30 protein-coding genes are annotated in these 26,007 nt (G+C 38.8%); all 30 read left to right on the top strand.

Annotation, left to right across the window (positions count from 1 at the left end; translation table 11 throughout):
* The first annotated feature begins 7 nt into the window (after nt 1-7).
* The 30 genes from hslV to MHH44_RS05830 all read left to right on the top strand — a co-directional run bounded on the left by hslV (nt 8) and on the right by MHH44_RS05830 (nt 26,003).
* Nucleotides 8-550, top strand: coding sequence for an ATP-dependent protease subunit HslV (hslV, locus tag MHH44_RS05685; protein WP_008403296.1), 543 nt, complete (start codon nt 8-10; stop codon nt 548-550).
* Complete coding sequence (hslU, locus tag MHH44_RS05690; protein WP_008403295.1) at nt 550-1,941, top strand: ATP-dependent protease ATPase subunit HslU; 1,392 nt, start codon at nt 550-552, stop codon at nt 1,939-1,941. Before hslV ends, hslU begins: the two co-directional genes overlap by 1 nt.
* An 88-nt stretch (nt 1,942-2,029) precedes the next feature.
* Nucleotides 2,030-2,809 carry a GTP-sensing pleiotropic transcriptional regulator CodY gene (gene codY / locus MHH44_RS05695; protein WP_008403294.1) on the top strand — a complete coding sequence of 260 codons (780 nt, stop codon included), beginning with the start codon at nt 2,030-2,032 and terminating at the stop codon, nt 2,807-2,809.
* Nucleotides 2,810-3,374: 565 nt separating this feature from the next.
* Entirely contained in the window at nt 3,375-3,767 is a 393-nt protein-coding gene (gene flgB / locus MHH44_RS05700; RefSeq protein ID WP_065216428.1) for a flagellar basal body rod protein FlgB, read from the top strand.
* A gap of 2 nt (nt 3,768-3,769) precedes the next feature.
* Nucleotides 3,770-4,234, top strand: a complete 465-nt coding sequence (gene flgC, locus MHH44_RS05705) for a flagellar basal body rod protein FlgC (RefSeq protein ID WP_065216427.1) — start codon at nt 3,770-3,772, stop codon at nt 4,232-4,234.
* A 7-nt stretch (nt 4,235-4,241) separates the two neighbouring features.
* Entirely contained in the window at nt 4,242-4,550 is a 309-nt protein-coding gene (gene fliE / locus MHH44_RS05710) for a flagellar hook-basal body complex protein FliE (RefSeq protein WP_065216426.1), read from the top strand.
* Nucleotides 4,551-4,607: 57 nt separating this feature from the next.
* The gene (fliF, locus tag MHH44_RS05715) at nt 4,608-6,203 is read left to right on the top strand and encodes a flagellar basal-body MS-ring/collar protein FliF (protein ID WP_340798008.1); all 1,596 of its coding nucleotides are present in this window, start codon (nt 4,608-4,610) and stop codon (nt 6,201-6,203) included.
* A 14-nt stretch (nt 6,204-6,217) separates the two neighbouring features.
* The gene (gene fliG, locus MHH44_RS05720) at nt 6,218-7,231 is read left to right on the top strand and encodes a flagellar motor switch protein FliG (RefSeq protein WP_065216424.1); all 1,014 of its coding nucleotides are present in this window, start codon (nt 6,218-6,220) and stop codon (nt 7,229-7,231) included.
* The gene (gene fliH / locus MHH44_RS05725) at nt 7,224-8,021 is read left to right on the top strand and encodes a flagellar assembly protein FliH (protein ID WP_340798009.1); all 798 of its coding nucleotides are present in this window, start codon (nt 7,224-7,226) and stop codon (nt 8,019-8,021) included. Before fliG ends, fliH begins: the two co-directional genes overlap by 8 nt.
* Before the next feature lie 5 nt (nt 8,022-8,026).
* Entirely contained in the window at nt 8,027-9,352 is a 1,326-nt protein-coding gene (gene fliI, locus MHH44_RS05730) for a flagellar protein export ATPase FliI (protein WP_039966248.1), read from the top strand.
* 2 nt (nt 9,353-9,354) lie between these two features.
* Nucleotides 9,355-9,801: a flagellar export protein FliJ gene (fliJ, locus tag MHH44_RS05735; protein ID WP_008403284.1), complete on the top strand. Its 447-nt coding sequence runs from the start codon at nt 9,355-9,357 to the stop codon at nt 9,799-9,801.
* Nucleotides 9,802-9,805: 4 nt separating this feature from the next.
* A complete protein-coding gene (locus tag MHH44_RS05740) occupies nt 9,806-10,420 on the top strand; it encodes a MotE family protein (protein ID WP_340798010.1) in 615 nt (204 codons plus the stop codon).
* A 26-nt stretch (nt 10,421-10,446) separates the two neighbouring features.
* Nucleotides 10,447-11,694, top strand: a complete 1,248-nt coding sequence (locus tag MHH44_RS05745) for a flagellar hook-length control protein FliK (protein ID WP_340798011.1) — start codon at nt 10,447-10,449, stop codon at nt 11,692-11,694.
* Nucleotides 11,695-12,390, top strand: coding sequence for a flagellar hook assembly protein FlgD (flgD, locus tag MHH44_RS05750; protein ID WP_340798012.1), 696 nt, complete (start codon nt 11,695-11,697; stop codon nt 12,388-12,390).
* A 12-nt stretch (nt 12,391-12,402) separates the two neighbouring features.
* Nucleotides 12,403-12,777 carry a TIGR02530 family flagellar biosynthesis protein gene (locus MHH44_RS05755; RefSeq protein WP_008403280.1) on the top strand — a complete coding sequence of 125 codons (375 nt, stop codon included), beginning with the start codon at nt 12,403-12,405 and terminating at the stop codon, nt 12,775-12,777.
* Between the two features lie 97 nt (nt 12,778-12,874).
* Nucleotides 12,875-13,846 carry a flagellar hook-basal body complex protein gene (locus MHH44_RS05760; RefSeq protein ID WP_065216419.1) on the top strand — a complete coding sequence of 324 codons (972 nt, stop codon included), beginning with the start codon at nt 12,875-12,877 and terminating at the stop codon, nt 13,844-13,846.
* A gap of 83 nt (nt 13,847-13,929) precedes the next feature.
* Nucleotides 13,930-14,151, top strand: coding sequence for a flagellar FlbD family protein (locus tag MHH44_RS05765; RefSeq protein ID WP_008403278.1), 222 nt, complete (start codon nt 13,930-13,932; stop codon nt 14,149-14,151).
* Entirely contained in the window at nt 14,141-14,566 is a 426-nt protein-coding gene (gene fliL, locus MHH44_RS05770; RefSeq protein ID WP_065216418.1) for a flagellar basal body-associated protein FliL, read from the top strand. The genes MHH44_RS05765 and fliL overlap by 11 nt, the downstream gene beginning before the upstream one ends.
* 42 nt (nt 14,567-14,608) lie before the next feature.
* Nucleotides 14,609-15,604: a flagellar motor switch protein FliM gene (gene fliM / locus MHH44_RS05775; protein WP_008403275.1), complete on the top strand. Its 996-nt coding sequence runs from the start codon at nt 14,609-14,611 to the stop codon at nt 15,602-15,604.
* Nucleotides 15,597-16,862, top strand: a complete 1,266-nt coding sequence (gene fliY / locus MHH44_RS05780) for a flagellar motor switch phosphatase FliY (protein ID WP_340798013.1) — start codon at nt 15,597-15,599, stop codon at nt 16,860-16,862. Before fliM ends, fliY begins: the two co-directional genes overlap by 8 nt.
* A 22-nt stretch (nt 16,863-16,884) precedes the next feature.
* Complete coding sequence (locus MHH44_RS05785; protein ID WP_008403273.1) at nt 16,885-17,247, top strand: response regulator; 363 nt, start codon at nt 16,885-16,887, stop codon at nt 17,245-17,247.
* A gap of 4 nt (nt 17,248-17,251) precedes the next feature.
* A complete protein-coding gene (locus tag MHH44_RS05790) occupies nt 17,252-17,935 on the top strand; it encodes a flagellar biosynthetic protein FliO (RefSeq protein ID WP_340798014.1) in 684 nt (227 codons plus the stop codon).
* A complete protein-coding gene (fliP, locus tag MHH44_RS05795; protein WP_339263981.1) occupies nt 17,932-18,597 on the top strand; it encodes a flagellar type III secretion system pore protein FliP in 666 nt (221 codons plus the stop codon). The genes MHH44_RS05790 and fliP overlap by 4 nt, the downstream gene beginning before the upstream one ends.
* A 13-nt stretch (nt 18,598-18,610) precedes the next feature.
* A complete protein-coding gene (gene fliQ, locus MHH44_RS05800) occupies nt 18,611-18,880 on the top strand; it encodes a flagellar biosynthesis protein FliQ (RefSeq protein WP_340798015.1) in 270 nt (89 codons plus the stop codon).
* A gap of 4 nt (nt 18,881-18,884) precedes the next feature.
* Complete coding sequence (gene fliR, locus MHH44_RS05805) at nt 18,885-19,661, top strand: flagellar biosynthetic protein FliR (protein ID WP_008403269.1); 777 nt, start codon at nt 18,885-18,887, stop codon at nt 19,659-19,661.
* Between the two features lies 1 nt (nt 19,662).
* Nucleotides 19,663-20,757 (top strand): flagellar biosynthesis protein FlhB, encoded by a 1,095-nt coding sequence (gene flhB, locus MHH44_RS05810; RefSeq protein ID WP_008403268.1) that lies wholly within the window; start codon nt 19,663-19,665, stop codon nt 20,755-20,757.
* Nucleotides 20,758-20,780: 23 nt separating this feature from the next.
* Nucleotides 20,781-22,814 carry a flagellar biosynthesis protein FlhA gene (gene flhA, locus MHH44_RS05815; RefSeq protein ID WP_340798016.1) on the top strand — a complete coding sequence of 678 codons (2,034 nt, stop codon included), beginning with the start codon at nt 20,781-20,783 and terminating at the stop codon, nt 22,812-22,814.
* Complete coding sequence (gene flhF, locus MHH44_RS05820) at nt 22,811-24,001, top strand: flagellar biosynthesis protein FlhF (protein WP_340798017.1); 1,191 nt, start codon at nt 22,811-22,813, stop codon at nt 23,999-24,001. Before flhA ends, flhF begins: the two co-directional genes overlap by 4 nt.
* On the top strand, nt 23,985-24,863 hold the full coding sequence (locus MHH44_RS05825) for a MinD/ParA family protein (RefSeq protein WP_340798018.1): 879 nt from the start codon (nt 23,985-23,987) through the stop codon (nt 24,861-24,863). Before flhF ends, MHH44_RS05825 begins: the two co-directional genes overlap by 17 nt.
* Nucleotides 24,864-26,003: a protein-glutamate methylesterase/protein-glutamine glutaminase gene (locus tag MHH44_RS05830; protein ID WP_008403264.1), complete on the top strand. Its 1,140-nt coding sequence runs from the start codon at nt 24,864-24,866 to the stop codon at nt 26,001-26,003.
* The last annotated feature ends 4 nt before the right edge of the window (nt 26,004-26,007 follow it).

Genomic DNA, 26,007 nt, shown 5'->3' on the forward strand with positions numbered 1-26,007 from the left:
ATAAAGAATGGGTCAAATTCATGCGACAACGATTTTCGCTATTCATCACAACGGTGAATGCGCAATGGCTGGTGATGGTCAGGTGACATTGGGAAATGCAGTTGTAATGAAGCATACGGCACGTAAGGTCAGACGTCTGTTTAATGGGAAAGTACTGGCAGGTTTCGCAGGTTCTGTTGCGGACGCTTTTACATTATTCGAAATGTTTGAGGCAAAACTGAATGAATATAATGGTAACCTGCAAAGAGCTTCGGTAGAGGTAGCGAAGCAATGGCGAGGAGATAAAATGCTCCGTCAACTGGAAGCGATGCTGCTTGTAATGGATAAATCAACATTGCTCCTTGTTTCAGGTACTGGTGAAGTCATTGAGCCGGACGATGGCATTTTAGCAATTGGGTCAGGTGGAAACTATGCATTATCAGCTGGCAGAGCATTAAAAAAACATGCGGGCGATCATTTATCGGCAAAAGAAATCGCAGAGGCTGCGCTGACGACCGCTGCGGATATTTGTGTGTTTACAAACCATAATATTATCTTGGAGGTATTATAATGACTGTGATCAATTTAACACCAAGACAAATTACGGAACAATTAAACCGACATATTGTTGGCCAGGAAACAGCAAAACGTGCAGTTGCAGTTGCGTTGCGTAACCGGTATCGCCGCTCTTTATTAAGCGAAGAATTAAAAACAGAAGTTATACCGAAAAATATTTTAATGATTGGACCTACCGGGGTAGGTAAAACAGAAATTGCACGCAGAATCGCAAAACTGACGAATGCTCCGTTTATTAAAGTGGAAGCGACAAAGTTCACGGAAGTCGGTTATGTGGGGCGTGATGTCGAATCAATGGTACGCGATTTGGTAGAAGCTTCTCGTCGACTAGTGAAGGACGAAATGTTCGAAAGAGTAAAGGATCAGGCGGAGCGCAATGCGAATGATATACTCGTTAAACTGCTTGTACCCTCTAAAGTGAAAGAAAAGCTTACGCAAAATCCTTTTGAAATGCTGTTCGGACAAAAAGAGTCATCTCAAGAAGATACAGCAAATCAGGATGAACCGGAAATTCGTACACGACGTGCGCAAATTACCCAAGATTTAAAAGACGGTAAATTAGAAGAGCAATGGGTAACAATAGAAGTAACGGAAAATGCCCCATCTCTTTTTGATGCAATGCCTGGTATGAATATGGATAATGCGAACGGTATGCAAGATATGCTATCTAATTTAATGCCGAAAAAGACAAAAAAACGCAAAGTCCAAGTAAAGGATGCGCGTCGTTTATTAACACAAGAAGAAGCAAACAAGCTGATCGATACGGATGCATTGTCTAGTGAGGCGATCCAGCGTGCAGAACAGGCTGGTATTATTTTTATTGATGAAATCGATAAAATTGCAAGCAAAGGTTCTTCATCGGCGGAAGTATCCCGTGAAGGCGTTCAGCGTGACATATTACCGATTGTGGAAGGATCCACAGTTACGACAAAATACGGCACTGTAAAAACGGATTATATGCTCTTTATTGCAGCAGGTGCTTTCCATATATCGAAACCGAGCGATCTTATTCCTGAATTGCAAGGACGATTCCCGATTCGCGTCGAACTCGAAAAGTTAACGAAAGATGATTTTGTTCGTATTTTAAAAGAACCAGATCAATCATTAATATTGCAGTATAAAGCATTGCTTGAAACAGAAGGTGTTACGCTGAACTTTACGGACGAAGCGATAGAACGTATTGCGGAAATTGCAACAGAAGTAAATCAGGAGACAGATAACATTGGTGCACGCCGACTGCACACCATTTTAGAACGCTTGCTTGAGGAACTTTCCTTTGAAGCTTCGGAAATTGCACCCGCTCATATCGACATTACACCGAACTATGTCGATCAAAAATTGGCGAATATAGTAAAAAACAAAGATTTATCGCAATTTATTCTTTAAGTATAAGTTGAATTAGTATCTTTAAATTGTAAAAACCTTTAGAATATTAAGTGAATTAAAACGAAACGTTCCGTAGGAGGAAACAGAAATGAATTTATTAACAAAAACACGAAAAATCAACGCAATGTTACAAGCATCTGCTGGTAAACCAGTTAACTTTAAAGAGATGGCCAATACTTTAGGCGATATTATCGAAAGTAACGTCTTTATCGTAAGCCGTAAAGGTAAGTTGCTTGGCATTTCAATTCACCAACAAATCGAGAATGAGCGCATCAAGAAAATGTTCGAAGAGCGCCAATTCCCTGAAGAATATACACAAAACTTATTTAATATTACAGAAACTTCTTCCAATTTAGATATTAACAATGAACATACTGCATTCCCAGTGGAAAATAAAGACCTATTTGCATCTGGTTTAACAACAATTGTTCCAATTATCGGTGGCGGTGAGCGTTTAGGTACGTTAATGTTAGCGCGTATTAGCGATCAATTTGAAGATGATGATCTTATTTTAGCTGAATACGGTGCAACAGTAGTTGGTATGGAAATTTTACGTGAAAAATCAGAAGAAATTGAAGAAGAAGCACGTTCAAAAGCAGTTGTCCAAATGGCAATCAATTCATTATCTTATTCTGAACTTGAAGCAATCGAGCATATTTTTGAAGAATTAGATGGCAACGAAGGCTTACTAGTTGCTTCGAAAATTGCTGACCGTGTTGGTATTACGCGTTCGGTTATCGTAAACGCATTACGTAAACTGGAGTCTGCTGGTGTAATTGAATCACGTTCATTAGGTATGAAAGGAACATATATTAAAGTATTAAACGATAAGTTCCTGAACGCTTTAGCAGAAATTAAAATGAAGTAAGAGATATTCACAAACAGCAAGGAGGTTTTCCTCCTTGCTTTTTTTTATTTATTTTTAATTAAGAAAATGCAGAAAATTGTCGAATGACGAGAGTTTGAACGAGTATTTTAAGAGTTTTTATTATATAATTAGGTATAAGGTCTTTGTTAAAATTAAAAAATAAATATCTTTTAGACCTAAATGGTGATAGAATTCATATGACAAACGATTTGTTACAAATTTATGAAATGTATATATATAAATATTAATATAAAGGGATTTAATGTATGATGTTTAAGGAATTAAATAGTATTTCTTCCAGATAGAAAATCTATATTTAAAATTTATATAATAACTTTCTTTCACCTATAATGTTAACGTAGGTCTAAATAATAGGATAAAATGAAATGTCGAAAAATATTTGAACTAATATATAGTTAACTGTTATTTTTTAAACATAAAAATAGTTCCTTGTGACTATTCGAAAGGGACTAAAGTCGATAGACACTAAGGTTTAATATAATTACAATTGTATTATTAAGTTTCTGTGCGCAAATTTTAGCGAAATATGAACGAGGTGAGAAATTTGGATTTATTTGGCGGGACAATAAGTAGCCTAGAAAAGGGACTTTCCTATGCAACATTGAAAAATAAAGCAATTACACAAAATATAGCGAATGTTGACACACCAAACTATAAAACAAAAGAAGTAAGCTTCAAAGACGTATTAAATGATGCAAAGCAAGCCACGATTCCTGCGTATCGCACAGATGCGAGGCATTATGATTTTAAAATTAATATTGGAAGCAACGGTGTGTACTCAAATGAAAACTTCCGCAGCAGAGCAAATGGAAATGCTGTAAACATGGATGCTGAACAAGCAAAGCTGGCTGAAAACACCATTTACTATAATGCGCTTATAGATCGTGTTAGCAGTAAATTTTCAACATTGAATAATGTTGTTAAAGGAGGAAGATAGCGATGTCGATTTTTCATAGTATGAATACGACAGCTTCTGCATTAACGACACAGCGATTACGAATGGATGTAATTTCCTCCAATATTGCCAATGTCGATACAACGAGAGCGAAGCAAGTAAATGGAGAATGGGAGCCATACCGGAAAAAATCTGTCACATTAAAAGAGCAGGAAGGCCAATTTTCTAACTTTTTAAATATGGCAATCGGAAAAACGGAAAAAAACGGTGTCGGTAACGGTGTTAAAGTAAGTTCTATTAAAGAAGATACGGAAACCCCTTTTAAATTGATGTATGATCCATCACATCCCGATGCGAATGCAGAAGGGTATGTCCAAATGTCGAATGTTGACGTATTAAAAGAAATGGTTGATCTGATTTCGGCGAGCCGCTCTTATGAAGCAAATATTACTGCTTTTAATGCAAACAAGAACATGTTGACAAAAGCATTAGAAATCGGGAAAGGGTGATATTTAAATGGCGATTAATCCAATAACATTCATGTCTCCTGCACAATCTGTGAATGAAGTAAATGTTCAGAATCAACTGACTCCTGCAAATGCCCAACAGCAATTTGCGGATACATTAAAAGAAGCGATTGCAAGTGTCACTGAACATCAAAAAACATCGGATACAATGACTCAAAAATTAATTAACGGTGGAGATGTTGATTTATTTGAAGTGATGATTGCTGCACAAAAAGCAAGTGTTACTTTAAACACAACAATTGAAGTTCGTAATAAAGCTGTGGAAGCTTATCAAGAAATTATGCGTATGAGTGTGTAATGATTTGAAAAACGACTGACGAATTGTTGGGCATTCACTTTAAGCGGAGGATTCATAATGAATGAACGACTTACAAAAATTAAAAGCGACTCAACCGGTTTCTGGCAAAGTCGTACAAAAAATCAAAAAGGCGCACTAATCGGGGCGTTTATTGCTGTCATTGCGATTGCAGCTGCAATTACGTATTTCTCAACACGTACGACAATGGCTCAGTTATTTCCTGAGATGTCTCAAGCTGAAGTAGGAAGAATTACGGAAGTTCTTGCTTCACAAGGCGTAACGTACGAAGTGACAAATGGCGGGACAGTAATTTTAGTGCCGGAAAATCAAGTACAGGACTTACAAGTGTCATTAGCAGCCCAGGGTTATCCTGATTCTGGGGAAATTGACACGTCTTTTTTTACTTCTAACGCAGGCTTTGGGATGACAGACAATGAATTTAACGTAATTAAACAAGCGACGATCGAAACGGATCTGGCTAATTTAGTTCGGAAATTCGAAGGAGTAAAAGATGCAAGTGTCATGATTACTTTACCTGAAGAAGGAGTCTTTCTTAAAGATGCCAAAGGTGAAGCGCAGGCTGCAATTGTATTGGATACAGCACCTGGACACAAGTTCTCAGACGACCAAATTAAAGGGTTATTTAATTTAGTATCGATGAGTATACCGAACTTACCTAAAGAAAATATCACGATCATGAATCAGTATTCTGAATATTATGATCTGGCTTCAGCAGAAAATGGAAACGGCGGAATAGATTCAGTTACTGGACAAATGGAAGTGAAGAAAACAATTGAGCGTGATTTGCAGCGCCAAGTGCAGCAAATGCTCGGTACGTTAATCGGTCCGGATAAAGTTGTAGTAAATGTATCGGCCGATATTGACTTTAAAAAAGAAAATCGCGAAGAAAACCTGGTCCGACCTGTTGATGAGGAGAATATGGAGGGCATTGAAATAAGTGCCCAACGTATTACAGAAACTTACTCGGGCGGTGCTGCAGGAGCTGCAGAAGGCACGACTGAAGCAGGAAGTGTAACAGATAACTTTGTAGATTATGTAGAAGGAACAAACGGTGACGGCGATTATGAACGAGTAGAAGAGACGATTAACAATGATGTTAACCGCATTCGCCGTGAGATACAGGAAAGTCCTTACAAAATTCGTAATTTGGGTATTCAAGTAATGGTAGACCCTCCAAATACAGAAGAGGGGTTCGATCAAGGTGTTCGCACAGATATTGAACAAATTTTATCGACAATAGTCCGTACTTCGATTGATCAAGAAGCTGCCGGTAATCTGACAGACGAAGATATTGCAAATCGCATTGTCGTGTCTGTACAGCAATTCCAAGGGAATGATACAGCGGAAGATCAGCCACAATCAGTTATTCCATGGTGGGTATGGGTAATTGGCGGTATATTAGTTGTTGCAATTATATTACTAGTTATTAATGTGCTACGTGCACGTCGACGTAAACAAGATGAAGAAGAGCTGGAAATTTTAGAACAGCAACAGCAATTAATTGAAATAGAAGATATTTCCGAAGAAAAAGAAACTGAAGCGACTGTACGCCGTAAGCAATTAGAGAAAATGGCTAAAGATAAGCCGGAAGATTTTGCGAAACTATTGCGTAGCTGGATTGCTGAAGATTAATAGGAGGTTCCGCTGTGTCCAAGAAAGATAAAGACCTATCAGGAAAGCAAAAGGCGGCTTTACTGTTAATTTCTCTAGGACCGGAAGTTTCGGCTTCTGTATATAAGCATTTAAGTGAAGAGGAAATTGAACGTCTGACACTGGAAATTTCAAGTGTTAAAAGAGTGGAATCGACTGTCAAAGAAGAGATTATAGAAGAATTTCATCAAATTGCACTTGCGCAGGATTATATTACGCAAGGTGGTATCGGGTATGCGAAAACGGTACTGGAAAAAGCATTAGGTGCTGAACAGGCACAGGCGATACTGAATCGTTTAACTTCGTCATTACAAGTTAGACCATTTGACTTTGCCAGAAAAGCAGATCCGGCACAAATTTTCAATTTTATTCAAAATGAACATCCCCAAACAATTGCCCTTATTCTATCTTATTTAGAACCAGGACAAGCGGGGGTTATTCTTTCTTCGTTACCACAGGAAGTACAAGCGGATATTGCAAAGCGTATTGCAATCATGGAATCGACGTCTCCGGAAGTCATTAGTGAAATTGAGTCCGTATTAGAGCGAAAACTATCATCTACTGTTACACAGGATTACACAGAAACAGGCGGTGTAGATGCGGTCGTGGAAGTATTGAATGGTGTGGACCGTCAAACTGAGAAAACGATTCTTGATGCACTTGAAATTCAAGATCCGGAACTAGCCGAAGAAATTAAAAAGCGCATGTTTGTGTTTGAAGATATCGTTACACTCGATAACCGTTCAATCCAGCGTGTTATTCGTGACTGTGAAAACGAAGACTTATTATTATCGATGAAAGTTTCGTCAGAAGAAGTAAAAGAGATTATTTTCCGCAATATGTCCCAACGTATGGCGGATACATTCCGTGAAGAAATGGATATTATGGGGCCAGTGCGTTTGCGTGATGTAGAAGAAGCACAGTCTCGAATTGTAGCGGTTATCCGACGTTTAGAAGATGCAGGAGAAATTATAATTGCACGTGGCGGAGGAGATGATGTAATTGTCTAAAATCATCCGTTCAACAAATGCACAGCAACCCGAAGATTCATCAATAGTAGAAATTAAACTTCAAAATTTCTTCGAGCCTATTCATTATGGGAAAACGGAAGATGAACGCATAGAGGAATTGTCACAACAAAAAACAATAGACATTGAAGCTGAACGTCAGCAAATGCTGGCACAGGCAAATGATGAAATCGAACAGAAAAATGTCGAATTTGAGCAATATCGAAAAGAGCAGCTTGCGGAAATTGAAGCGTTAAAGCAATCGTGGGAAGAAGAAAAAATCATTCTTCAGCAGGAAGCTTATGAAGGCGGTTTTGCGCAAGGGTATGAGGATGGCGTACAAAAGGCAAATGCAACGATGCAACAGTCGTTACAAACGGCAAATGAGACGATGGCAAATGCACAAAAAAATGCAGCTTCCTATATTGAGTCACAGGAGGCAGTCCTTTTGGAACTGGCATTATCAGCTGCAGAACGCATCATTCATACAACACTTGACCGTGACGATGAAATATTCGTTTCCATTGTACGACGTGGTTTAAAAGAAGCACGTGAAATGAAGGAAATTAAATTATATGTTTCGCCAAAATATCATCCGATTGTAACAGAGCAACAAAAGGAATTAGCGGAAATGTTTCCTGTAAATGTTCCGTTTATGGTATTTGTCAATGAAGATTTACTAGATTCGGAAAGTTATATCGAAACAAATCATGGACGCATCGTCGTTTCAATAGATGAACAGTTGCAGGAGCTTCGCAGACAGTTATACGAACTAATCGAAAGTAAGGAATGATAAGGATGAAAATGGCTCAATTAGTTGAACAGATTCCTAATCTTAATACATTTAAAAAGTATGGTAGAGTGACGAGAGTTGTCGGCTTGATGATTGAGTCCCAAGGTCCTGAAAGTTCCATCGGTGACGTATGTAAAATCCATATTCAAACATCGAAAAATGGTCCGCAAGTTATGCTGGCGGAGGTAGTAGGTTTTAAAGATGAGATTGTGATTTTAATGCCATACTCTTCGCTGAAGGAAATTTCGATTGGCTGTCTTGTAGAGGGGACAGGTTCACCGCTGGAAGTGAAAGTAGGTCCTGAACTGATTGGGAAAGTTCTTGATGCGATGGGTAACCCGTTTGATGGACAACCATTGCCAAAAGGATTAATGACAGTACCAACGGAAAAAGAGCCGCCAAATCCTTTAAGTCGTCCGCCGATTAACGAACAGTTAGAGGTCGGGGTAAAGGCGATTGACGGAATGCTTACAGTTGGCAGCGGTCAGCGTGTAGGTATATTTGCAGGATCGGGCGTCGGAAAAAGTACATTGCTAGGTATGATTGCCCGAAACACGGAAGCAGATATCAATGTCATTGCGCTTGTAGGAGAACGTGGACGTGAAGTACGGGAGTTTATCGAACGGGATTTAGGTCCAGAAGGGTTACAAAGGTCGGTTGTTGTAGCTGCTACCAGTGATCAGCCCGCATTAATGCGGATTAAAGCTGCATTTACCGCCACAGCCATTGCAGAATATTTTAGGGATCGCGGAAAGAACGTCATGTTAATGATGGATTCCGTAACACGTGTTGCGATGGCACAGCGCGAAATTGGACTGGCAATCGGTGAACCGCCTGCTACAAGAGGTTATACACCATCTGTTTTTGCAATATTACCAACATTATTGGAACGGTCAGGTACGAATATAAATGGGACAATTACCGCATTTTATACAGTGCTAGTTGACGGTGATGATATGAATGAACCAATTGCAGATGCGGTCCGGGGGATTTTGGACGGTCATATTGTACTGGACCGGAATCTTGCCAATAAAGGCCAGTATCCTGCGATTAACGTATTAAAAAGTGTAAGTCGTTTAATGAATCATATTGCACAGCCTGAACATGTGCGTGCAGCAAGCCGATTACGGGAATTATACTACAGCTATTCAAAATCGGAGGACCTGATCAATATCGGGGCCTATAAGCGGGGCACATCAAAAGAAATCGACGAAGCAATTATGTATGAGCCGCTCATTACGGAATTTTTAAAGCAAGGGTATAAAGATAAAATTTCGATCGATCAAACAGTCAATGAAATTATCGCATTATCGAATGGTGGTGCCCGTTAACTATGAAGTACAATTATCGTTTTGAAAAAATTCTTGTTGTAAAAGATCAGGAAAAAACGGAATCGGAACTGGCTTTTAAAGAATCCGTGCAAGTGTTTGAGGAAATTGCTACAAAGCTGTATGACCTGTTAAAGAAAAAAGAAGATTTAATCGAATATCAGCAGGAACGGTTAAAAATAGGATCATCCATTGATGAAATTAACCATTATTCGAAATTTATCGATAGTATGGAAAAAACAATCGAGGATGCTCAGCAAAAAGTAATACAGGCACGGGCAAAAATGAATTGGCATGAGCAAAAATTATTGGAAAAAAGTTTGGAAGTACGCAAATATGAAAAAATGCGTGAAAGAGATCATGAAAGATTTATAGAAGATCAACTTCATATAGAAGCAATACAGCTGGATGAGCTTTCGACAATTGCGTATTACAAGAAGGAAATCAGGTGATTCCGTGGCAAAAAAAATAAAAAATACGATGGAACAATTCGAAGAAATGGAGTTGGAAAGCCAATCTCCAGGTTTTTTCAAAAAGTTTTTCTACCTTTTTTTAATCCCGTTCATGTTTCTCATCGCAATTTTATTGATTATTTCAACTATGACGGAATATAACGTGTTTAAAATAGCGGATAAGGCAGTTGAGAAAATCCCCTTTATCAGCTCTGATGAAAAAGATGGAGTAGTAGAAAATAGCTCACTAAATGAACAAAAAGTTGTAGAGCTGCAAGCGGAAATTCAAGAGAAGGAAGCGCAAATTTCCCAACTGCAAACACAAATTGACGCATCAGCGACTGAAAAGGAAGAGCTTTTAATCGAACAGGAGCGATTGCTGTTTGAAATTGAAAAACTTCAGCGTGATCAGGAAGAGACGAAAAAAGAGTTCAAAGAGATTCTGTCTACTTTCGAAAAAATGTCTGCTAGAAAAGCAGCCCCTATACTTGTTGAAATGAGTGATACAGAAAGCGTGCGTATTCTGTCGGAGATGAAACCCGATACATTATCAGCTATTTTCGCAAAAATGGAGCCGGCAGATGCTGCCCGCTATACAGAGCTTTTATCACAGCAATAGTCCTTGAATGGAGGGAGGTGTAGTAAATGAATATCGCAATGTTACAAACAGTAAAAATGCCGAAGCAAGATTTCCAGTCAAACATAGGGAAATCAGAAATGCCGGATTCAAAAGCATTTGGAAGTGTGTTTAATTCGATGATTACAAAGTCATCTGCTCCAACTGCCAAGCAACCGGAAATGACAGAACCGCCGCTAGCTGAAAGTATTTCCGGAATTTTAGAAGAGGACTCACTGGAAAGTTTACTTGAACAATTAGGTGTTGAATTGGATGAGTCGGGATTATTTGCATTAGTAGGTGAAGAAAGTACACCAATCGCGTTGGACGAACTAATGACTTTGGATAACTTAACGCAGCTTTTAGGAATAACAAAAGCGGAGTTGAGTCAAATTATTGAACAGTTATTAGGCGATGCAAAGCAAGAAATTACGGATGTTTGGTCTCTTATCGAGCAGGCACCGAATATTTTAAATGAAGTATTGGCAGCTGTGCAGAAGCCTGAACAAAACAATGTGCAACCAAAAGAATTGCAGCAAATTGTCCAGCTGTTAAAGTTAGCTCAATTGGCCGGAAGTAAAGTCGATACTGTCTATCAACAGGAAATCCAATTAGCCAGTTTAAAAGATGCATTACTGGCATTGGCAAATGAAGCTCAGAAATCAGCAGGGACAGAACAGAGTACTGTAAAAACTACAACTTTCCAACAAGTAGTACAGCAAGGTCAACAGTCTACTCAAAACCAGCAGACGACCGTAAAAGTTGAAACGGATACGCAAACAGCCGGTCATTTACAGCAGCAAGTGACACAGACAAAAACCGTGACCGTTACATTACCCGCTGAAAAGCCGGCACAGTCGGATGCATTAATAAAAGAAATTCAAAACTTGATCAATCGCAGTCAGCTTTCAGGACAGCCAGGTAATATGAAATTATTCCTGAAACTGTTTCCGGAAAACCTCGGTCAAATTCGCATTGAACTAGTTCAAAAAGATGGAGTCATGACTGCCCGATTATTGGCAACGACAGCGATGGGGAAAGAATTACTGGAAAATAATATTAACCAGCTAAAATCCGGTTTCGTCGCTCAGAATATTCAAATGGAACGAATCGATGTTGCACAGTCTTTACAGGATGCCGATCGAAATGCGCGTGATCAAAACTTCTTTAATAATTTCTTCCGTCAAAAAGATGAAGAAAAACAAGAAAAAAATGAAGATACTCTAGATGAAGAAAGTCTATCGTTTAAAGACCTATTAAGTGAGGAGGTAGAATAAGTGGCAAACCCAATTTCAAATGATTATTATTTACCGGCAAATAATGCAAATTTCAAAGTAACGGATAAACAGGATAATGGGGCGCTCGGAAAAGATGCGTTTCTAAAAATATTAATTACCCAATTGCAAAACCAGGATCCAACAAGCCCAATGGATGACAAAGAATTCATTTCTCAGATGGCACAATTTTCATCGTTGGAACAAATGCAGAATATGACAAAAGCGATGGAGAATTTACTTCAATCACAGCAACAGTCACAATTGATGAGTTATACAACATTTGTAGGCAAAGAAGTGAAATGGCATGAAATTACAGATAAAGTGGATGCAGATAATAAGCCGATCTATAACGAAGGAACAGGCACTATTCAGGAATTGAAATTTGTTAATGGAGAGGCCGTGTTTGTACTGGCTGATGGCAAGGAAATTAAACCAGGCAATATTTCATCGATTCTTGGTAGTACGAGTGAAGTACAGCCGACAGTTCCAACAGGAAATCCATTAGCAGAAGCAAGCAAGCTGATCGGACAGACCATTCAATATAAAAATGGAGATCAGGTCGTTGAGGCGATTATTGAAGCAATTAAAACAAATAATGTGAATATCGAATACATTTTAAATGATGGTTCCCGTTTGACGAAAGACCAATTTACGGTAAGTTCTCAAACAGCCCAAAATGAAAATGTAACAGAATAAGGGGTGGGGCTGATGAATCGAGTCAATGTTCAACATATCCCATACCATCCACCGATTAAGCCATTAGTAAAGCAAAATACAGACCAAGTTTCAAAGCAGTCCTTTATGGATCATTTAAAACAGGCGACCGGTGAAGAATTAAAAATAAGCAAGCATGCTTCAGAACGATTGAATGAACGAAATATTTCTATAACTGATCGTGAATGGCAGCAAATTTCAGAAAAAGTATTTGAGGCAAAAAATAAAGGTGTGAAGCAGCCATTAGTCCTGTTAGATCAGGCAGCATTAATTGTAAGTGCAAAAAATGCGACGGTTATTACGGCATTGGATCGTAATGAAGCAAAACAGCAACTATTTACCAATATTGATGGAACAATCCTTTTATAGGCCGGACCTTCAGAAGTAAGGAAGCCTACAGTCGTTGAATGATCGAGACGGCTGAACTAAAAAACAGATGTGAAAAACGAAGGGAGAACGACATTTTATGTTACGTTCAATGTATTCAGGTATATCAGGTTTAAAAAACTTCCAGACAAAATTAGACGTGATTGGGAATAATATCGCGAATGTTAATACGTACGGCTACAAGAAAGAGCGTACTATTTTTAAAGATTTAATTTCGCAAACACAGACAGGGGCATCAGGTCCATCTGCAACACGCGGTGGTGTAAATGCTGTACAAGTCGGTTTAGGCTCGCAATTAGCTGCTATTGACACAATCCATAATGCCGGTTCTATGCAAACAACAGGGAGAACATTAGATTTAGCAATATCAGGAGAAGGTTTCTTCATGGTTGCAGATTCGAATGGATTGCCTAATGATGAAGGGAATATCGATCAACCAGGATATTCAAATATTCTGTATACGCGAGCAGGTAACTTTTATATGGATCGAAATGGCTATTTAGTAAATGGAGATGGTAAGTTTTTAGTGGGTCATGCTGCTGACGAATTATCGATTTCTGAAGATACTGATAGTATTGTTGGTAGTGAGGCGGAGAATGCGAAAAACAATAATGGTATTTCAGACTTTGAAGGAAATATTTCAGGAGAAGATGGAATCGACTTTACAACTGATATCTCACCTATTCGTATACCAACAACTGCACAATCAATGTCAATCAGCCAAGATGGAACTGTAAACTATGTAGACTATAAAGGTGATTTACAATATGCTGGTCAAATCATATTAACAAAATTTCCAAATGCATCTGGTTTACAAAAGGAAGGTGGAAACTACTTCCAAGTTACACCTAACTCAGGTACCCCATATTCCCAAGTAGGTACAGTAGCTGGTATCGGTTCGATTAACTCAGGCTTCATGGAAATGTCCAACGTGGATCTTTCTGAAGAATTCACAGAGATGATTGTTGCACAGCGTGGGTTCCAGGCAAACTCTCGTATTATAACAACATCAGATGAAATTTTACAAGAGCTAGTTAACTTAAAACGATAGTTTAAGTTCATTTGAATTTCATTGAAAAATTCATTATAGAAGGGGGGCGGGCCGGCTCTCAAGTCAGGTCCGGCCCTATTTCAATGATCGAGGTGACTCGCCTTAACGGTAAAGCATTTACTTTAAATGCTTTATACATAGAAACAGTTGAAGCATTTCCGGACACCCAAATTACGCTGACGACTGGACGTAAATTCATTGTGTTAGAGACTGAAGAACAGGTGCGGCAAAAGGTGAAGACATTCTATCAGCATGTCCAAGTATTATCTAACCCGCATCTTAGAGGTGAAGAAGATGAAGAATAATAAATTACTGACAATTATGCTAATTATATTAGTGACGATTACATTATTCGGTGTTATTGTCGTTGTGTTATTGACACAGCTCAACAAAGAGAAGCCGGATGGTCCAACGATTGATGAAATCATCGAGTCATCGGTAGACATTCCTGAGATTACGACGAACTTAGCAGATGGAAGCTTTGTCCGAATTACATTGAAAATTCAGGCATCAGATAAAAAAGCTGGTGAAGAGTTGTTTAAACGAGATTTCCAAGTGAAAAATATCGTAATTCAGGAACTTTCTGAAATGGAAGAAGAAGCTTTAGAAGGTAAGCAAGGGAAAATTACATTCCAAGATGCAATTAAATCTCAAGTGAATGAGTTAATGCAAGAAGGGGAAGTTACGCAAGTGTATATTACTTCATACGTACTTCAGTAATCAGTACTACACAATTTTAATTTTTGAAATGGAGGTGGGCAAATGGCAGGAGATATAATGTCGCAATCCGAAATCGATGCGCTCTTATCAGCGATATCGACCGGAGAGATGTCTGCAGAAGACATAAAAAAAGAAGATGAGACACGAAAAGTAAAAGTATATGACTTTAAGCGGGCTCTGCGCTTCTCAAAAGACCAAATCCGAAGTTTGACCCGTATACATGAAAACTTTGCGCGACTGTTAACAACTTTCTTTTCTGCACAGTTAAGAAGCTATGTCCAAATTACAGTTGCATCTGTTGACCAAATTCCGTTTGAAGAATTTGTTCGTTCCATCCCAAACATGACATTGATCAATGTATTTGAGGTTCCGCCTTTGGATGGCAATATTTTAATGGAGATTAACCCGAACATCGCCTATTCGATGCTAGACCGCTTGATGGGCGGAGCAGGGGGAAGTCATAGCAATGTTGATAATTTAACTGAAATCGAAACGAAAATCATGACGAATTTATTCGAGCGTTCTTTTGATAATTTGCGTGAAGCATGGGAAAATGTTGCGGAAATCGATCCGATGCTTGTGGAATTGGAAGTAAATCCACAGTTTTTACAGATGATTTCGCCAAATGAGACCGTTGTTGTCATTTCATTTAATACAATCATCGGAGATACGACAGGGATGATCAATATTTGTATCCCGCATGTTGTATTAGAGCCGATCGTTCCAAATTTATCTGTTCGCTACTGGATGCAGACGAATACGAAGGAAATTTCACCGGAACAAACGAAAATGCTTGAAACTCGTGTGAAACAAGCTAAATTACCCGTAATTGCAGAGTTAGGAACGACGGATATTACGATTGAAGATTTCCTGACAATGGCTGTAGGTGATGTCATTCCGTTAAATCAAAAAATTGAAAATCCGTTAACACTAAAAGTCGGCAGTTTACCGAAATTTACTGTTCAGCCAGGGAAATTGAATAATAAAATGGCTGTTCAAATTATCGACCCTTTGAAAGGAGGAGACGAAGATGAGTGATGAAATGCTCTCCCAAGAAGAAATTGAGGCTCTATTAAGGGGCGAAACGCTGGAGGATTTTTCTGCAAATACAGCAAGTCCGCAAGAAGAAATTAAAGTTGAGGATCACTTAACTCCAATAGAAATTGATGCATTAGGTGAGGTAGGGAATATCTCATTCGGCAGTTCGGCAACTGCATTATCTTCATTATTAGGTCAAAAAGTAGAAATTACAACGCCGAGTATTTCAATGATTAACCGCAATCATCTGGAACAAGAATTCCCTCATCCATATGTTGCAGTACAAGTAGAGTATACAACTGGATTATCAGGAATGAACCTGCTTGTCATCAAACAATCGGATGCTGCCATTATTGCAGATTTAATGCTAGGTGGCGATGGTATAAATCCAAGACCTGAATTAAGTGAAATCCAGTTAAGTGCTGTTCAAGAAGCAATGAATCAGATGATGGGTTCAGCTGCGACTTCCATGTCAACAGTATTTAACCAAAAGGTTGATATTTCACCGCCGACAATTGATTTACTGAACATTTCACAAAATGAAGGCACAGACACTATTCCAACAGATGAATTATTAGTGAAAATTTCATTCAGATTGCGTATCGGTGAATTGATCGATTCGAATTTAATGCAATTATTACCTTTAAAGTTTAGTAAAAAGATAGTAAAGTCATTAATGGGAGAAACTGATGAGCCCCTTACTGCAACAACAACAGTGGAGCCTCCGCCAGTTCAGCCGACACAACAGCAGCCAATGCAGCAGGCACAACAACCGACTGCACAGCAACCGATGTTTGAACAACCTGTTCAGCAGCCAATGTATGAGCAGCCAGTACAGCAGCCGGTCTATCAGCAGCCAATATATGAGCAACCGGTGCAACAGCAAGCTGTATATGAACAGCCGGTTTATCAGCAGCCCGCTTATACAGCACCACCGGCAAATGTACAGCAAGCTCAATTTGCGAGCTTCGAATCGGCAAATATTACACAGTCAGAAGCACGCAATTTAAATATGCTGCTTGATATTCCATTGCAAGTAACAGTTGAGCTGGGACGGACTAAACGTTCTGTAAAAGAAATACTGGAACTTTCGAGCGGATCGATTATTGAATTGGATAAGCTTGCAGGTGAACCTGTTGATATTTTAGTAAACAGTCGGTTAATTGCCAAAGGTGAAGTTGTAGTAATTGATGAGAACTTCGGTGTTCGCATCACAGATATTTTAAGTCAGGCAGATCGCTTGAACAATATTAGATAGTTTTAATTGGAGGAATTAGATTATGTCTAAAAGGATTTTAATTGTGGACGATGCAGCTTTCATGCGCATGATGATCAAAGATATTTTAACGAAAAATGGTTTTGAAGTAGTAGGGGAAGCAGCTGACGGAATTCAAGCGGTTGAAAAGTACAATGAATTACGTCCGGATTTAGTAACGATGGATATTACAATGCCTGAAATGGATGGTATTGCAGCATTAAAAGAAATTAAAGGCACGGATCCAAGCGCGGTAGTTATTATGTGTTCAGCAATGGGCCAACAAGCTATGGTAATCGATGCGATTCAAGCTGGTGCAAAAGACTTTATCGTAAAGCCTTTCCAAGCAGATCGCGTAATCGAAGCGATTCAAAAAGCTTTAGGTTGATGTGATGAATGCAAAAAAATCATTTCGATTTTGGCTCGCTGTTGGAATTGTATGGATGACGGCACTATTTACACCAAACTCAAATGGAACTTTTGCGATGGTAAGTAACGTATACGAAAACTGTAATGAAAACCCTGAAGTATGTTCAGAAGAAAAAATTTCAGATGAAAATACTCCGGATGCCGACACAGATCAAACTGACTCGGCATCCGTTAGTATTGGATTTTGGGATTATCTTAAAGTTTTAATAGCACTTGTCTTCGTCATAGGGCTATTATTGTTCATTTTAAAGTATTTAAACAAGCGTAACTTCAACTATCAACAAAATGCCGTAATTAAGAATATCGGTGGCATGTCTGTAGGACAGCAAAAGTCTGTACAATTATTGTTAATTGGAAAACGAGTTTATGTAGTGGGTGTCGGCGATAATATTCAGCTTCTGAAGGAAATTGATTCCGAGGAAGAAATCGACCATTTACTGAATCAGATCGAAACTAAACAGAGCATGGTGAATACTTCACCTTATATAGCACAATTATTTAATAAGTTTTCACAAAAAAAACGCCCTCAAGATATTTCGGAAAGCCCTAAATTCAATGATTTGTTCAATGAAAAAATCGGGAAAATCAAGCAACAACGAAGTGATGAGCTGGAGCGTTGGAAAGAACAGGAGCGTGATAATCGATGAACGACATTCTTTCCGTGTTTTCTGAAAGTGATCCCGGAAATGTATCCACATCGGTTACGCTGTTATTTCTGTTAACCGTTCTATCTTTAGCACCGAGTCTATTAATCTTAATGACTTCTTTTGCGCGTATTGTCATCGTTTTGTCGTTTACTAGGACAGCCCTTGCGACGAACCAAATGCCGCCTAACCAGGTAATTATCGGGTTGGCATTGTTTTTAACATTCTTTATTATGGCGCCGACTTTCCAGCAAGTAAATGAGCAGGCATTACAACCGCTTTTTGATGAAGAAATTAATTTGGAAGAGGCGTATGATCGGGCGACGATTCCGTTTAAACAATTTATGGCTCAGCATACAAGGCAAAAGGATTTAGAGCTTTTTATCGAATATAATCAGGCGGAGTATCCGGATTCCATCGAGGAAATTCCGATGACACTGTTAGTACCCGCATTTGCGTTAAGTGAAATTAAAACAGCTTTTCAAATGGGTTTTATGATCTTCATTCCGTTTTTAGTTATTGATATGGTGGTCGCAAGTACACTGATGTCAATGGGGATGATGATGCTGCCTCCAGTAATGATTTCACTGCCATTTAAAATCTTATTATTTGTACTCGTCGATGGTTGGTATTTAGTGATGAAATCTTTACTTCAAAGTTTTTAGGGGATGATATAAAGTGACACAGGAAATGGTCATTTCAATTGCAGAAAATGCAGTATTCACGATATTGATAGTTTCGGGACCTTTACTATTAATCGCGCTTATCAGTGGTTTAATAGTCAGTATATTTCAGGCAACAACTTCCATTCAAGAACAAACATTGGCGTTCGTACCTAAAATCGTAGCGGTTTTAGTGGCGATTATTTTTTTTGGCCCGTTTATGATCAGCAAGATGACGGACTACTTTCACGACATTTTAAATAACCTAGTTCGGTATATTGGGTGAGTAGATGACGGAATTATTACCGAATTTATCAATATTGCTATTAATTTTAGTACGTGTTTCTGCATTTTTCGTCTCCGTCCCTTTATTTTCATATCGTACAATACCACCGCAAGTGCGTATTATATTGGCTGTCGCTTTAGCTTGGATGATGTACTATACGTTTAATATCGAGCCGTTTGAAATTAATGCGTTTTACTTGCTGCTCGTTTTAAAAGAGGCAATTATCGGGCTCATGCTAGGATTGGCCGCGATGATTATCGTTTCCGCTGTTCAAATAGCAGGCGGATTTATCGATTTCCAGATGGGTTTTGCGATGGCGAATATTATCGATCCGCAAACAGGTGCCCAGTCTCCGTTAATGGGGCAGTTTTTAAACTTTTTAATGCTTTTATTATTGCTGTCAATAAATGGTCATCATCTTATTTTAGATGGTATTTATTATAGTTATCAATTTATGCCGATGGATCAGTTTTTCCCGAATTTCGGTGAAGAAGGAACCGCATTGTTTATTATTAAAATATTTGTTTCTGTTTTTGCCATAGCATTTCAAATGTCAGCTCCAATAGTTGCAACATTATTTTTAGTAACATTAGCGTTAGGAATTACAGGGAAAACGGTACCGCAAATGAATATATTTGTAATCGGATTCCCGATCAAAATTGCAGTAGGGTTTCTTGTATTGATTGTGACAATGGGTGTATTAGTGGGGGTTATGAAGGAGCTAATTGAATTTATGATTATTTCTTTACGTGACTTAATGGTTATTTTAGGTGGTGGCTAACATGGACAGAAAGCTATTAATTAACGTTGACCTTCAGTTTTTTGCAGGTGAAAAAACGGAAAAAGCAACACCGAAAAAGCGGCAGGATTCACGAAAAAAAGGACAAGTATTAAAAAGTCAGGACGTCACAGCTGCCGTATTACTGCTATTGTCATTTTTCTTTTTACTTTTCTTCGCACCATTCATGTACGAAGGAATGAAAGATTTTTTATTACAAGCACTTAACCGCAATATGTTAATTGAAACGCTGAACGCTGAAACCGTAATGGATATGTATGTTGAGTCCATTAAAGAGATGGCAATTATCGTTCTGCCGATTATGGTCATTGCCATTATTGCAGGTATTGGAGCTAACTTTTTTCAGTTTGGCTTACTTTTTACAACAGAAACATTAAAAATAGATTTGAAAAAAATGGATCCGATTAAAGGGATCAAAAAGATTATTTCTGTACGTGCAATCGTCAATTTAATTAAATCATTATTGAAAGTAACGTTAATCGGAACCGTGACAACCGTTGTCATAATTATATATCTGGAAGATGTATTGTCGCTTGCTTTACATAGCCCGGCAGAAATTTTGGCCACTGTAGCATATATGTCGGCAATCATGGGAATTGCCGCGTCGATTATGCTCGTTTTCATAGCATTGTTTGACTATATATATGAACGGCATGAATATGAGAAACAATTGAAAATGTCGAAACAGGATGTTAAAGATGAGCATAAAAATGCAGAAGGTGACCCGTTGATCAAGTCGAAAATTAAACAGCGTCAACGTGAAATGGCGATGCGCAGAATGATGCAGGAAGTACCTGCTGCAGATGTTGTCATTACAAACCCGACCCATTTTGCGATTGCTTTAAAATACGACGAAGATATGATGGATGCGCCGAAAGTTGTAGCAAAAGGGACCGATTTTGTCGCACAGAAAATAAAACTTATTGCAAAAGAACATGATGTCATTATGGTAGAAAATCGTCCGCTTGCCCGTGCGATGTATGACCAGGTTGAAATCGGCCAGGCTGTACCGGAAGAGTTTTTCAAAGCTGTTGCCGAAGTTCTTGCATATGTATACCGAATCAAACGCAAAATTTGACATAGATTTCAGGAGGGACAACAATGCAAATACGCGACTTAGGGGTTTTAGCTGCAGTGATTATGGTTGTAGCGATGCTCATTATCCCTCTTCCACATTGGCTACTCAGTTTTTTAATTATTATTAATATTACATTGGCACTACTCGTATTATTAACTTCGATGAATATGAAGGAAGCGCTCGATTTCTCGATTTTCCCTACTGTTATTCTATTATTAACACTGTTCCGTCTGGCATTGTCCGTATCGACAACACGTGCCATTTTAGCGGAAGGTGACGCAGGTAAAGTAGTAGAGACATTTGGTAATTTCGTTACAGGCGGTAATATTTTAGTAGGTTTAGTTATTTTCTTATTACTAGTTATTATCCAGTTCATTGTAATTACAAAGGGTTCGGAGCGTGTTGCGGAAGTTGCTGCACGTTTCACATTGGATGCGATGCCGGGTAAGCAAATGAGTATCGATGCTGATTTAAACGCCGGAATGATTTCGGAAAAAGAAGCGCGGGAACGCCGTGAAAAAGTATCCGGCGAAGCGGACTTTTACGGAGCAATGGATGGTGCAACGAAATTCGTAAAAGGGGATGCCATTGCCTCGATTATTATGGTTGGTATTAACTTACTGTTCGGTATGATCATCGGTATGATTCAGATGGAGCTAAGCTTTGCTGAAGCAGCATCTAAATATTCGATGCTGACAGTCGGTGATGGACTAGTATCGCAAATCCCAGCCTTATTAATTTCTACTGCGACAGGGATTGTTGTAACACGTGCTGCTTCAAAAGGAAATCTTGGTTCAGACATTACAGCACAGTTATTTGCACAATCAAAGCTATTGTATGTAGCTGCAGGTACAATTCTCCTGCTCGGATTATTTACACCGATTCCAGACTGGATTACGATTCCGATTGCAATTGCATTAGCGGTTGGCGCATTCTTAATGGACCGTAAAAAGGAAGAAACACCGGAAGAAATTATGGAATTCGAAGAGGAAGTTGCCTCTGATACGATGAAAAGTCCGGAAAATGTTATTAATCTATTAAATGTTGATCCGATAGAATTTGAATTTGGCTATGGATTAATTCCTTTAGTAGATGCGGCACAGGGTGGGGATTTACTGGACCGCGTTGTTATGATCCGTCGTCAGCTTGCATTGGAGCTTGGGATTGTCATACCGATTGTACGTATCCGTGACAATATTCAGCTGCAGCCAAATGAGTACCGGATTAAAATAAAGGGAAATGAAATGGCAAGAGGTGAATTGTTACTGGATCATTATTTGGCAATGAGTCCGGGGGATGATAATTCAATTGATGGTATTGATACAACCGAGCCATCATTCGGCCTGCCTGCAAAATGGATTACAGAAGCAGTAAAAGAGGATGCGGAAATGTTCGGCTATACAGTTGTTGATCCACCAAGTGTTGTTTCTACACATTTAACCGAAATTATCCGTGCAAATGCCCACGATCTGCTCGGCCGTCAAGAGACGAAGCAATTGATCGATCATTTACGCGAAACACATGCCATTTTAGTGGACGATTTAATTCCGACACCATTATCGATAGGGGAAGTACAAAAAGTATTGGCAAAATTATTGCGTGAAAATGTTTCGATACGGAATTTGCCGATCATTTTCGAAACATTAGCAGATTATGCAAAGCTTACTAGTGATCCCGATATTTTAACTGAGTATGTGAGACAGGCATTGGCTAGACAAATTACATCTCAATTTATTAACGGTCAACAAGCGTTAAAAGTTATTACAGTGTCTGCAAAAGTCGAAAAACTTGTAGCTGACAGCATTCAGCAAACAGACCATGGCAACTATTTAGCGATGGATCCACAGCAGTCGCAATTCGTATTGGAAGCTATTGCGAAAGAAGTGGAGCGTGTTTCCTATACGGAACAGTCGCCAATTATATTATGTTCGCCGGGTGTGCGTCTGTACATAAGACAACTGACAGAACGCTATTTCCCGCAAGTCCCCATTCTTTCGTATAACGAATTGGATGCAGCCGTTGAAATTCAAAGTGTAGGGGTGGTGAATGTTGAATGAAGATGAAAAAATACAATGCACCTTCCATTGCTGAAGCAATGAAACAAATTCGCGCTGATCTAGGGGAAGATGCAGTTATTCTGAATTCGAAAGTCGTCGTGACGAAAAAGTTTTTCGGATTAGTAAAAAATAAAAGCTATGAAGTCGTGGCAGGATATGACGCGTTGGAAAAGAAACCTTCATTACCGTCTTTTGAAGACCTTCCGACATTTGCACCGCAATTGAAAGAGGAAGGAATCAGCGAAGCAGCATCGTCTGTGGAACAACATACAAAAGTTCCGCAAAACGGTGCTGCTGGCTTACCTGAAAACTTGATCAAAGAAATTGCTGATTTAAAATCGATGATGCAATCGATGCAACGTATGTCTACACAGTCTCAATATCCTGATGAACTCTTATCATTTATCGACTTTCTACGTGAGCAGGAACTTGGAGAGGAGCTTATCACAAAAATCAGTGATGAGCTTTTTATGTATTATAACGAGCATGGCAAACAAATGACATGGAAAGAAATGCAGGAAGTTGCCAAAGATTATCTAAGAAAAGAATTGTATGACTTGCCGATTAGCGGAATTTCATATGAGAAAAAATATATTAACGTGCTAGGTCCAACCGGTGTTGGGAAAACGACTACGATTGCGAAAATGGCTGCACGCGCTGTACTTGAAAAGAAAAAGAAAGTCGGTTTTATAACAACAGACACTTATCGTATCGCTGCGATTGAACAATTGAAAACGTATGCTGCATTGCTGCAGGCCCCGGTTGAAGTTGTCTATAATCCAACAGATTATGCAGAGGCGCTTCAAAAGTTTGACCATCTGGATTTAATTTTTATTGATACAGCGGGTAGAAACTACAAAGAAGCGAAATATGTAGATGATTTAAAGTCATTGATACAATTTAGCGAACAAGTAGAATCTTACTTAGTTTTATCGTTAACGTCTAAGCAAAAAGACTTAGAATCAATTATTGAACAATTTGCGAACTTGCATATTGAAAAATTTATCTTTACGAAGCTTGATGAAACAAATTCTATTGGCACTATGTTTAATTTAATGATTAAATATAATAAAGGAATAGCTTATTATACAAATGGTCAAGAAGTACCAGAAGATATCGAACAACCTAATAGTGATAATTTACTAGAACTTTTCTTCAAGGAGAACTCCGATGAAAGATCAAGCTGAAAAACTACGTCAGAAGATGCTTGAAAGTGAACATAAGCCAGGGCGATCAATTGCAGTAGTTAGTGGAAAAGGTGGAGTTGGTAAAAGTAATTTCACGACAAACTTCGCTACCCTATTATCTAATAAGGGGAAAAAAGTAGCTATATTAGATATGGATATTGGCATGGGTAATGTACACATTCTCATAGGAAGCTCCGTGAAATACAGTTTAAAAGATTACCTGGATGGTCAAGTGCCGCTGGAAGATGTTCTTTGCGAAACAAAGGAAGGGGTAAGCTATATTTCCGGCGGTACCGGTATGTCGTCGTTAATGGAATGGTCTCCTGATGTTTTTGCACGTTTAATCACGGCTTTTGAAACATTGCAGAAAAATTATGATTTTGTCTTATTTGATATGGGAGCCGGTGTTGTGGATTGGTCACTCGATCTATTAACATCCATAGAAGAAATTATCGTTATTTCTACCGCGGAACCGACATCCATTATGGATGCCTATTCTATGATGAAATTTATCCATCTAAAAGACCCGATGAAGAAATTTTATCTATTATGCAATCGAGCATTTACCATCGAGGAAGGGCAAGATACGACACAGCGCCTGAAAACAGTGATGCAACGTTTTTTGGAAAAGGAAGTATCGATTTTAGGATCGCTGCCGGAAGACCCTGTTGTGCGTCAAGCAGTACGTCAGCAAGCCTTATTTGCATTGCTCTATCCTGATGCTCCTGTCACAAAAACAATGGATAAAATTATAGAGCAATTTTTAACAACGCAGGCAGTAATGAAAGAAGTACATGCAACAAATGAGTCGATGAAATTTATATCAAAATTAAAAAGCATCTTTTCGAGAGGGCGTGAGTAAATGAGCAACTTACAGAAAACAAAACTGCTAGTTGTTGATGATTCCGCCTTTATGCGGAAGCTAATAAGCGATTTTTTTTCGGATCATATGCATATTGAGGTCATCGGGGCGGCCCGTAATGGGAAAGACGCCATAAAAAAAATTGAGCAGCTTAAACCCGATGTCGTGACAATGGATGTGGAAATGCCGGAAATGAATGGGATGGAAGCGTTAAAAGAAATCATGCAAAAGTACCCATTGCCTGTCATCATGCTTTCAAGTACGACAAAGCGCGGTGCAGAGAATACATTAATGGCAATGGAGTACGGAGCAGTCGATTTCGTTGCAAAACCAAGCGGTTCCATTTCATTGGATTTACATAAAATTAAAGATGAACTTGTACGAAAAGTGGAAGAGGCATCTAAAGTAACGGTTTCAAAACTGAGAAAACCATACGAAAAATCGACTGTTGTAAGTAGAACAATCCGTCAACCTCTTCATAATGAAGAATCAAAACTAAAAAGCATGACTAAACCAACCATCAAAATTGATGTACCGACCCAAAAGACGGAGTGGAGCAAAACTTCGAAGAAAATCATTTTAATCGGAACTTCAACAGGTGGTCCAAGAGCTTTACAGGAAGTCATTACAAAAATTCCCGCAAATGTGGATGCACCGATCTTAATCGTGCAGCACATGCCTGCCGGATTTACAAAATCATTGGCAGCCAGACTTGATCAATTAAGTGAAATTCATGTAAAAGAAGCAGAACAAGGCGACCTATTGCAAAAGGGAACGGCCTATATTGCCCCTGGTGGCTATCATCTTAAATTAAGAAAAGTCGGATCGGCATTTGCTGTAGTCCTCGATAATCAAGAACCGCCAAGAGCAGGACATCGCCCGTCTGTAGACGTCTTATTTGAAGATGTCAGTCAGTATTCGGAATTCGATAAAATTGCCGTCATTATGACCGGAATGGGCTATGACGGATCAAAAGGACTTGTCTCGCTCAAAAAAACAGGGAATGTCACGGCTATTGCCGAGTCAGCAGAAACATGTATCGTATATGGAATGCCAAAAGCTGCCGTGGAAACGCAGCTTGTAGATGAAGTGGCGGATGTTGATGATATTGCCCGAACAATTATGAAATATATGCCTTAAAAAG

This window comes from Solibacillus sp. FSL K6-1126 (genome assembly GCF_038003445.1).
Taxonomy (GTDB): domain Bacteria; phylum Bacillota; class Bacilli; order Bacillales_A; family Planococcaceae; genus Solibacillus; species Solibacillus silvestris.

Bases quoted from the DNA above. Each gene is read 5' to 3' on its own strand.
- fliY (WP_340798013.1), top strand. From the start codon at position 15,597: ATGAGTGATGAAATGCTCTCCCAAGAAGAAATTGAGGCTCTATTAAGG.
- fliJ (WP_008403284.1), top strand. From the start codon at position 9,355: ATGAAGTACAATTATCGTTTTGAAAAAATTCTTGTTGTAAAAGATCAG.
- flhA (WP_340798016.1), top strand. From the start codon at position 20,781: ATGCAAATACGCGACTTAGGGGTTTTAGCTGCAGTGATTATGGTTGTA.
- MHH44_RS05760 (WP_065216419.1), top strand. From the start codon at position 12,875: ATGTTACGTTCAATGTATTCAGGTATATCAGGTTTAAAAAACTTCCAG.
- MHH44_RS05830 (WP_008403264.1), top strand. From the start codon at position 24,864: ATGAGCAACTTACAGAAAACAAAACTGCTAGTTGTTGATGATTCCGCC.
- hslU (WP_008403295.1), top strand. From the start codon at position 550: ATGACTGTGATCAATTTAACACCAAGACAAATTACGGAACAATTAAAC.
- fliR (WP_008403269.1), top strand. From the start codon at position 18,885: ATGACGGAATTATTACCGAATTTATCAATATTGCTATTAATTTTAGTA.
- hslV (WP_008403296.1), top strand. From the start codon at position 8: ATGGGTCAAATTCATGCGACAACGATTTTCGCTATTCATCACAACGGT.
- MHH44_RS05755 (WP_008403280.1), top strand. From the start codon at position 12,403: ATGAATCGAGTCAATGTTCAACATATCCCATACCATCCACCGATTAAG.
- fliE (WP_065216426.1), top strand. From the start codon at position 4,242: ATGGCGATTAATCCAATAACATTCATGTCTCCTGCACAATCTGTGAAT.
- codY (WP_008403294.1), top strand. From the start codon at position 2,030: ATGAATTTATTAACAAAAACACGAAAAATCAACGCAATGTTACAAGCA.
- MHH44_RS05785 (WP_008403273.1), top strand. From the start codon at position 16,885: ATGTCTAAAAGGATTTTAATTGTGGACGATGCAGCTTTCATGCGCATG.
- MHH44_RS05745 (WP_340798011.1), top strand. From the start codon at position 10,447: ATGAATATCGCAATGTTACAAACAGTAAAAATGCCGAAGCAAGATTTC.
- fliL (WP_065216418.1), top strand. From the start codon at position 14,141: ATGAAGAATAATAAATTACTGACAATTATGCTAATTATATTAGTGACG.
- MHH44_RS05825 (WP_340798018.1), top strand. From the start codon at position 23,985: ATGAAAGATCAAGCTGAAAAACTACGTCAGAAGATGCTTGAAAGTGAA.
- fliF (WP_340798008.1), top strand. From the start codon at position 4,608: ATGAATGAACGACTTACAAAAATTAAAAGCGACTCAACCGGTTTCTGG.
- flhF (WP_340798017.1), top strand. From the start codon at position 22,811: ATGAAGATGAAAAAATACAATGCACCTTCCATTGCTGAAGCAATGAAA.
- fliI (WP_039966248.1), top strand. From the start codon at position 8,027: ATGAAAATGGCTCAATTAGTTGAACAGATTCCTAATCTTAATACATTT.
- flhB (WP_008403268.1), top strand. From the start codon at position 19,663: ATGGACAGAAAGCTATTAATTAACGTTGACCTTCAGTTTTTTGCAGGT.
- fliP (WP_339263981.1), top strand. From the start codon at position 17,932: ATGAACGACATTCTTTCCGTGTTTTCTGAAAGTGATCCCGGAAATGTA.
- MHH44_RS05765 (WP_008403278.1), top strand. From the start codon at position 13,930: ATGATCGAGGTGACTCGCCTTAACGGTAAAGCATTTACTTTAAATGCT.
- flgC (WP_065216427.1), top strand. From the start codon at position 3,770: ATGTCGATTTTTCATAGTATGAATACGACAGCTTCTGCATTAACGACA.
- fliM (WP_008403275.1), top strand. From the start codon at position 14,609: ATGGCAGGAGATATAATGTCGCAATCCGAAATCGATGCGCTCTTATCA.
- MHH44_RS05790 (WP_340798014.1), top strand. From the start codon at position 17,252: ATGAATGCAAAAAAATCATTTCGATTTTGGCTCGCTGTTGGAATTGTA.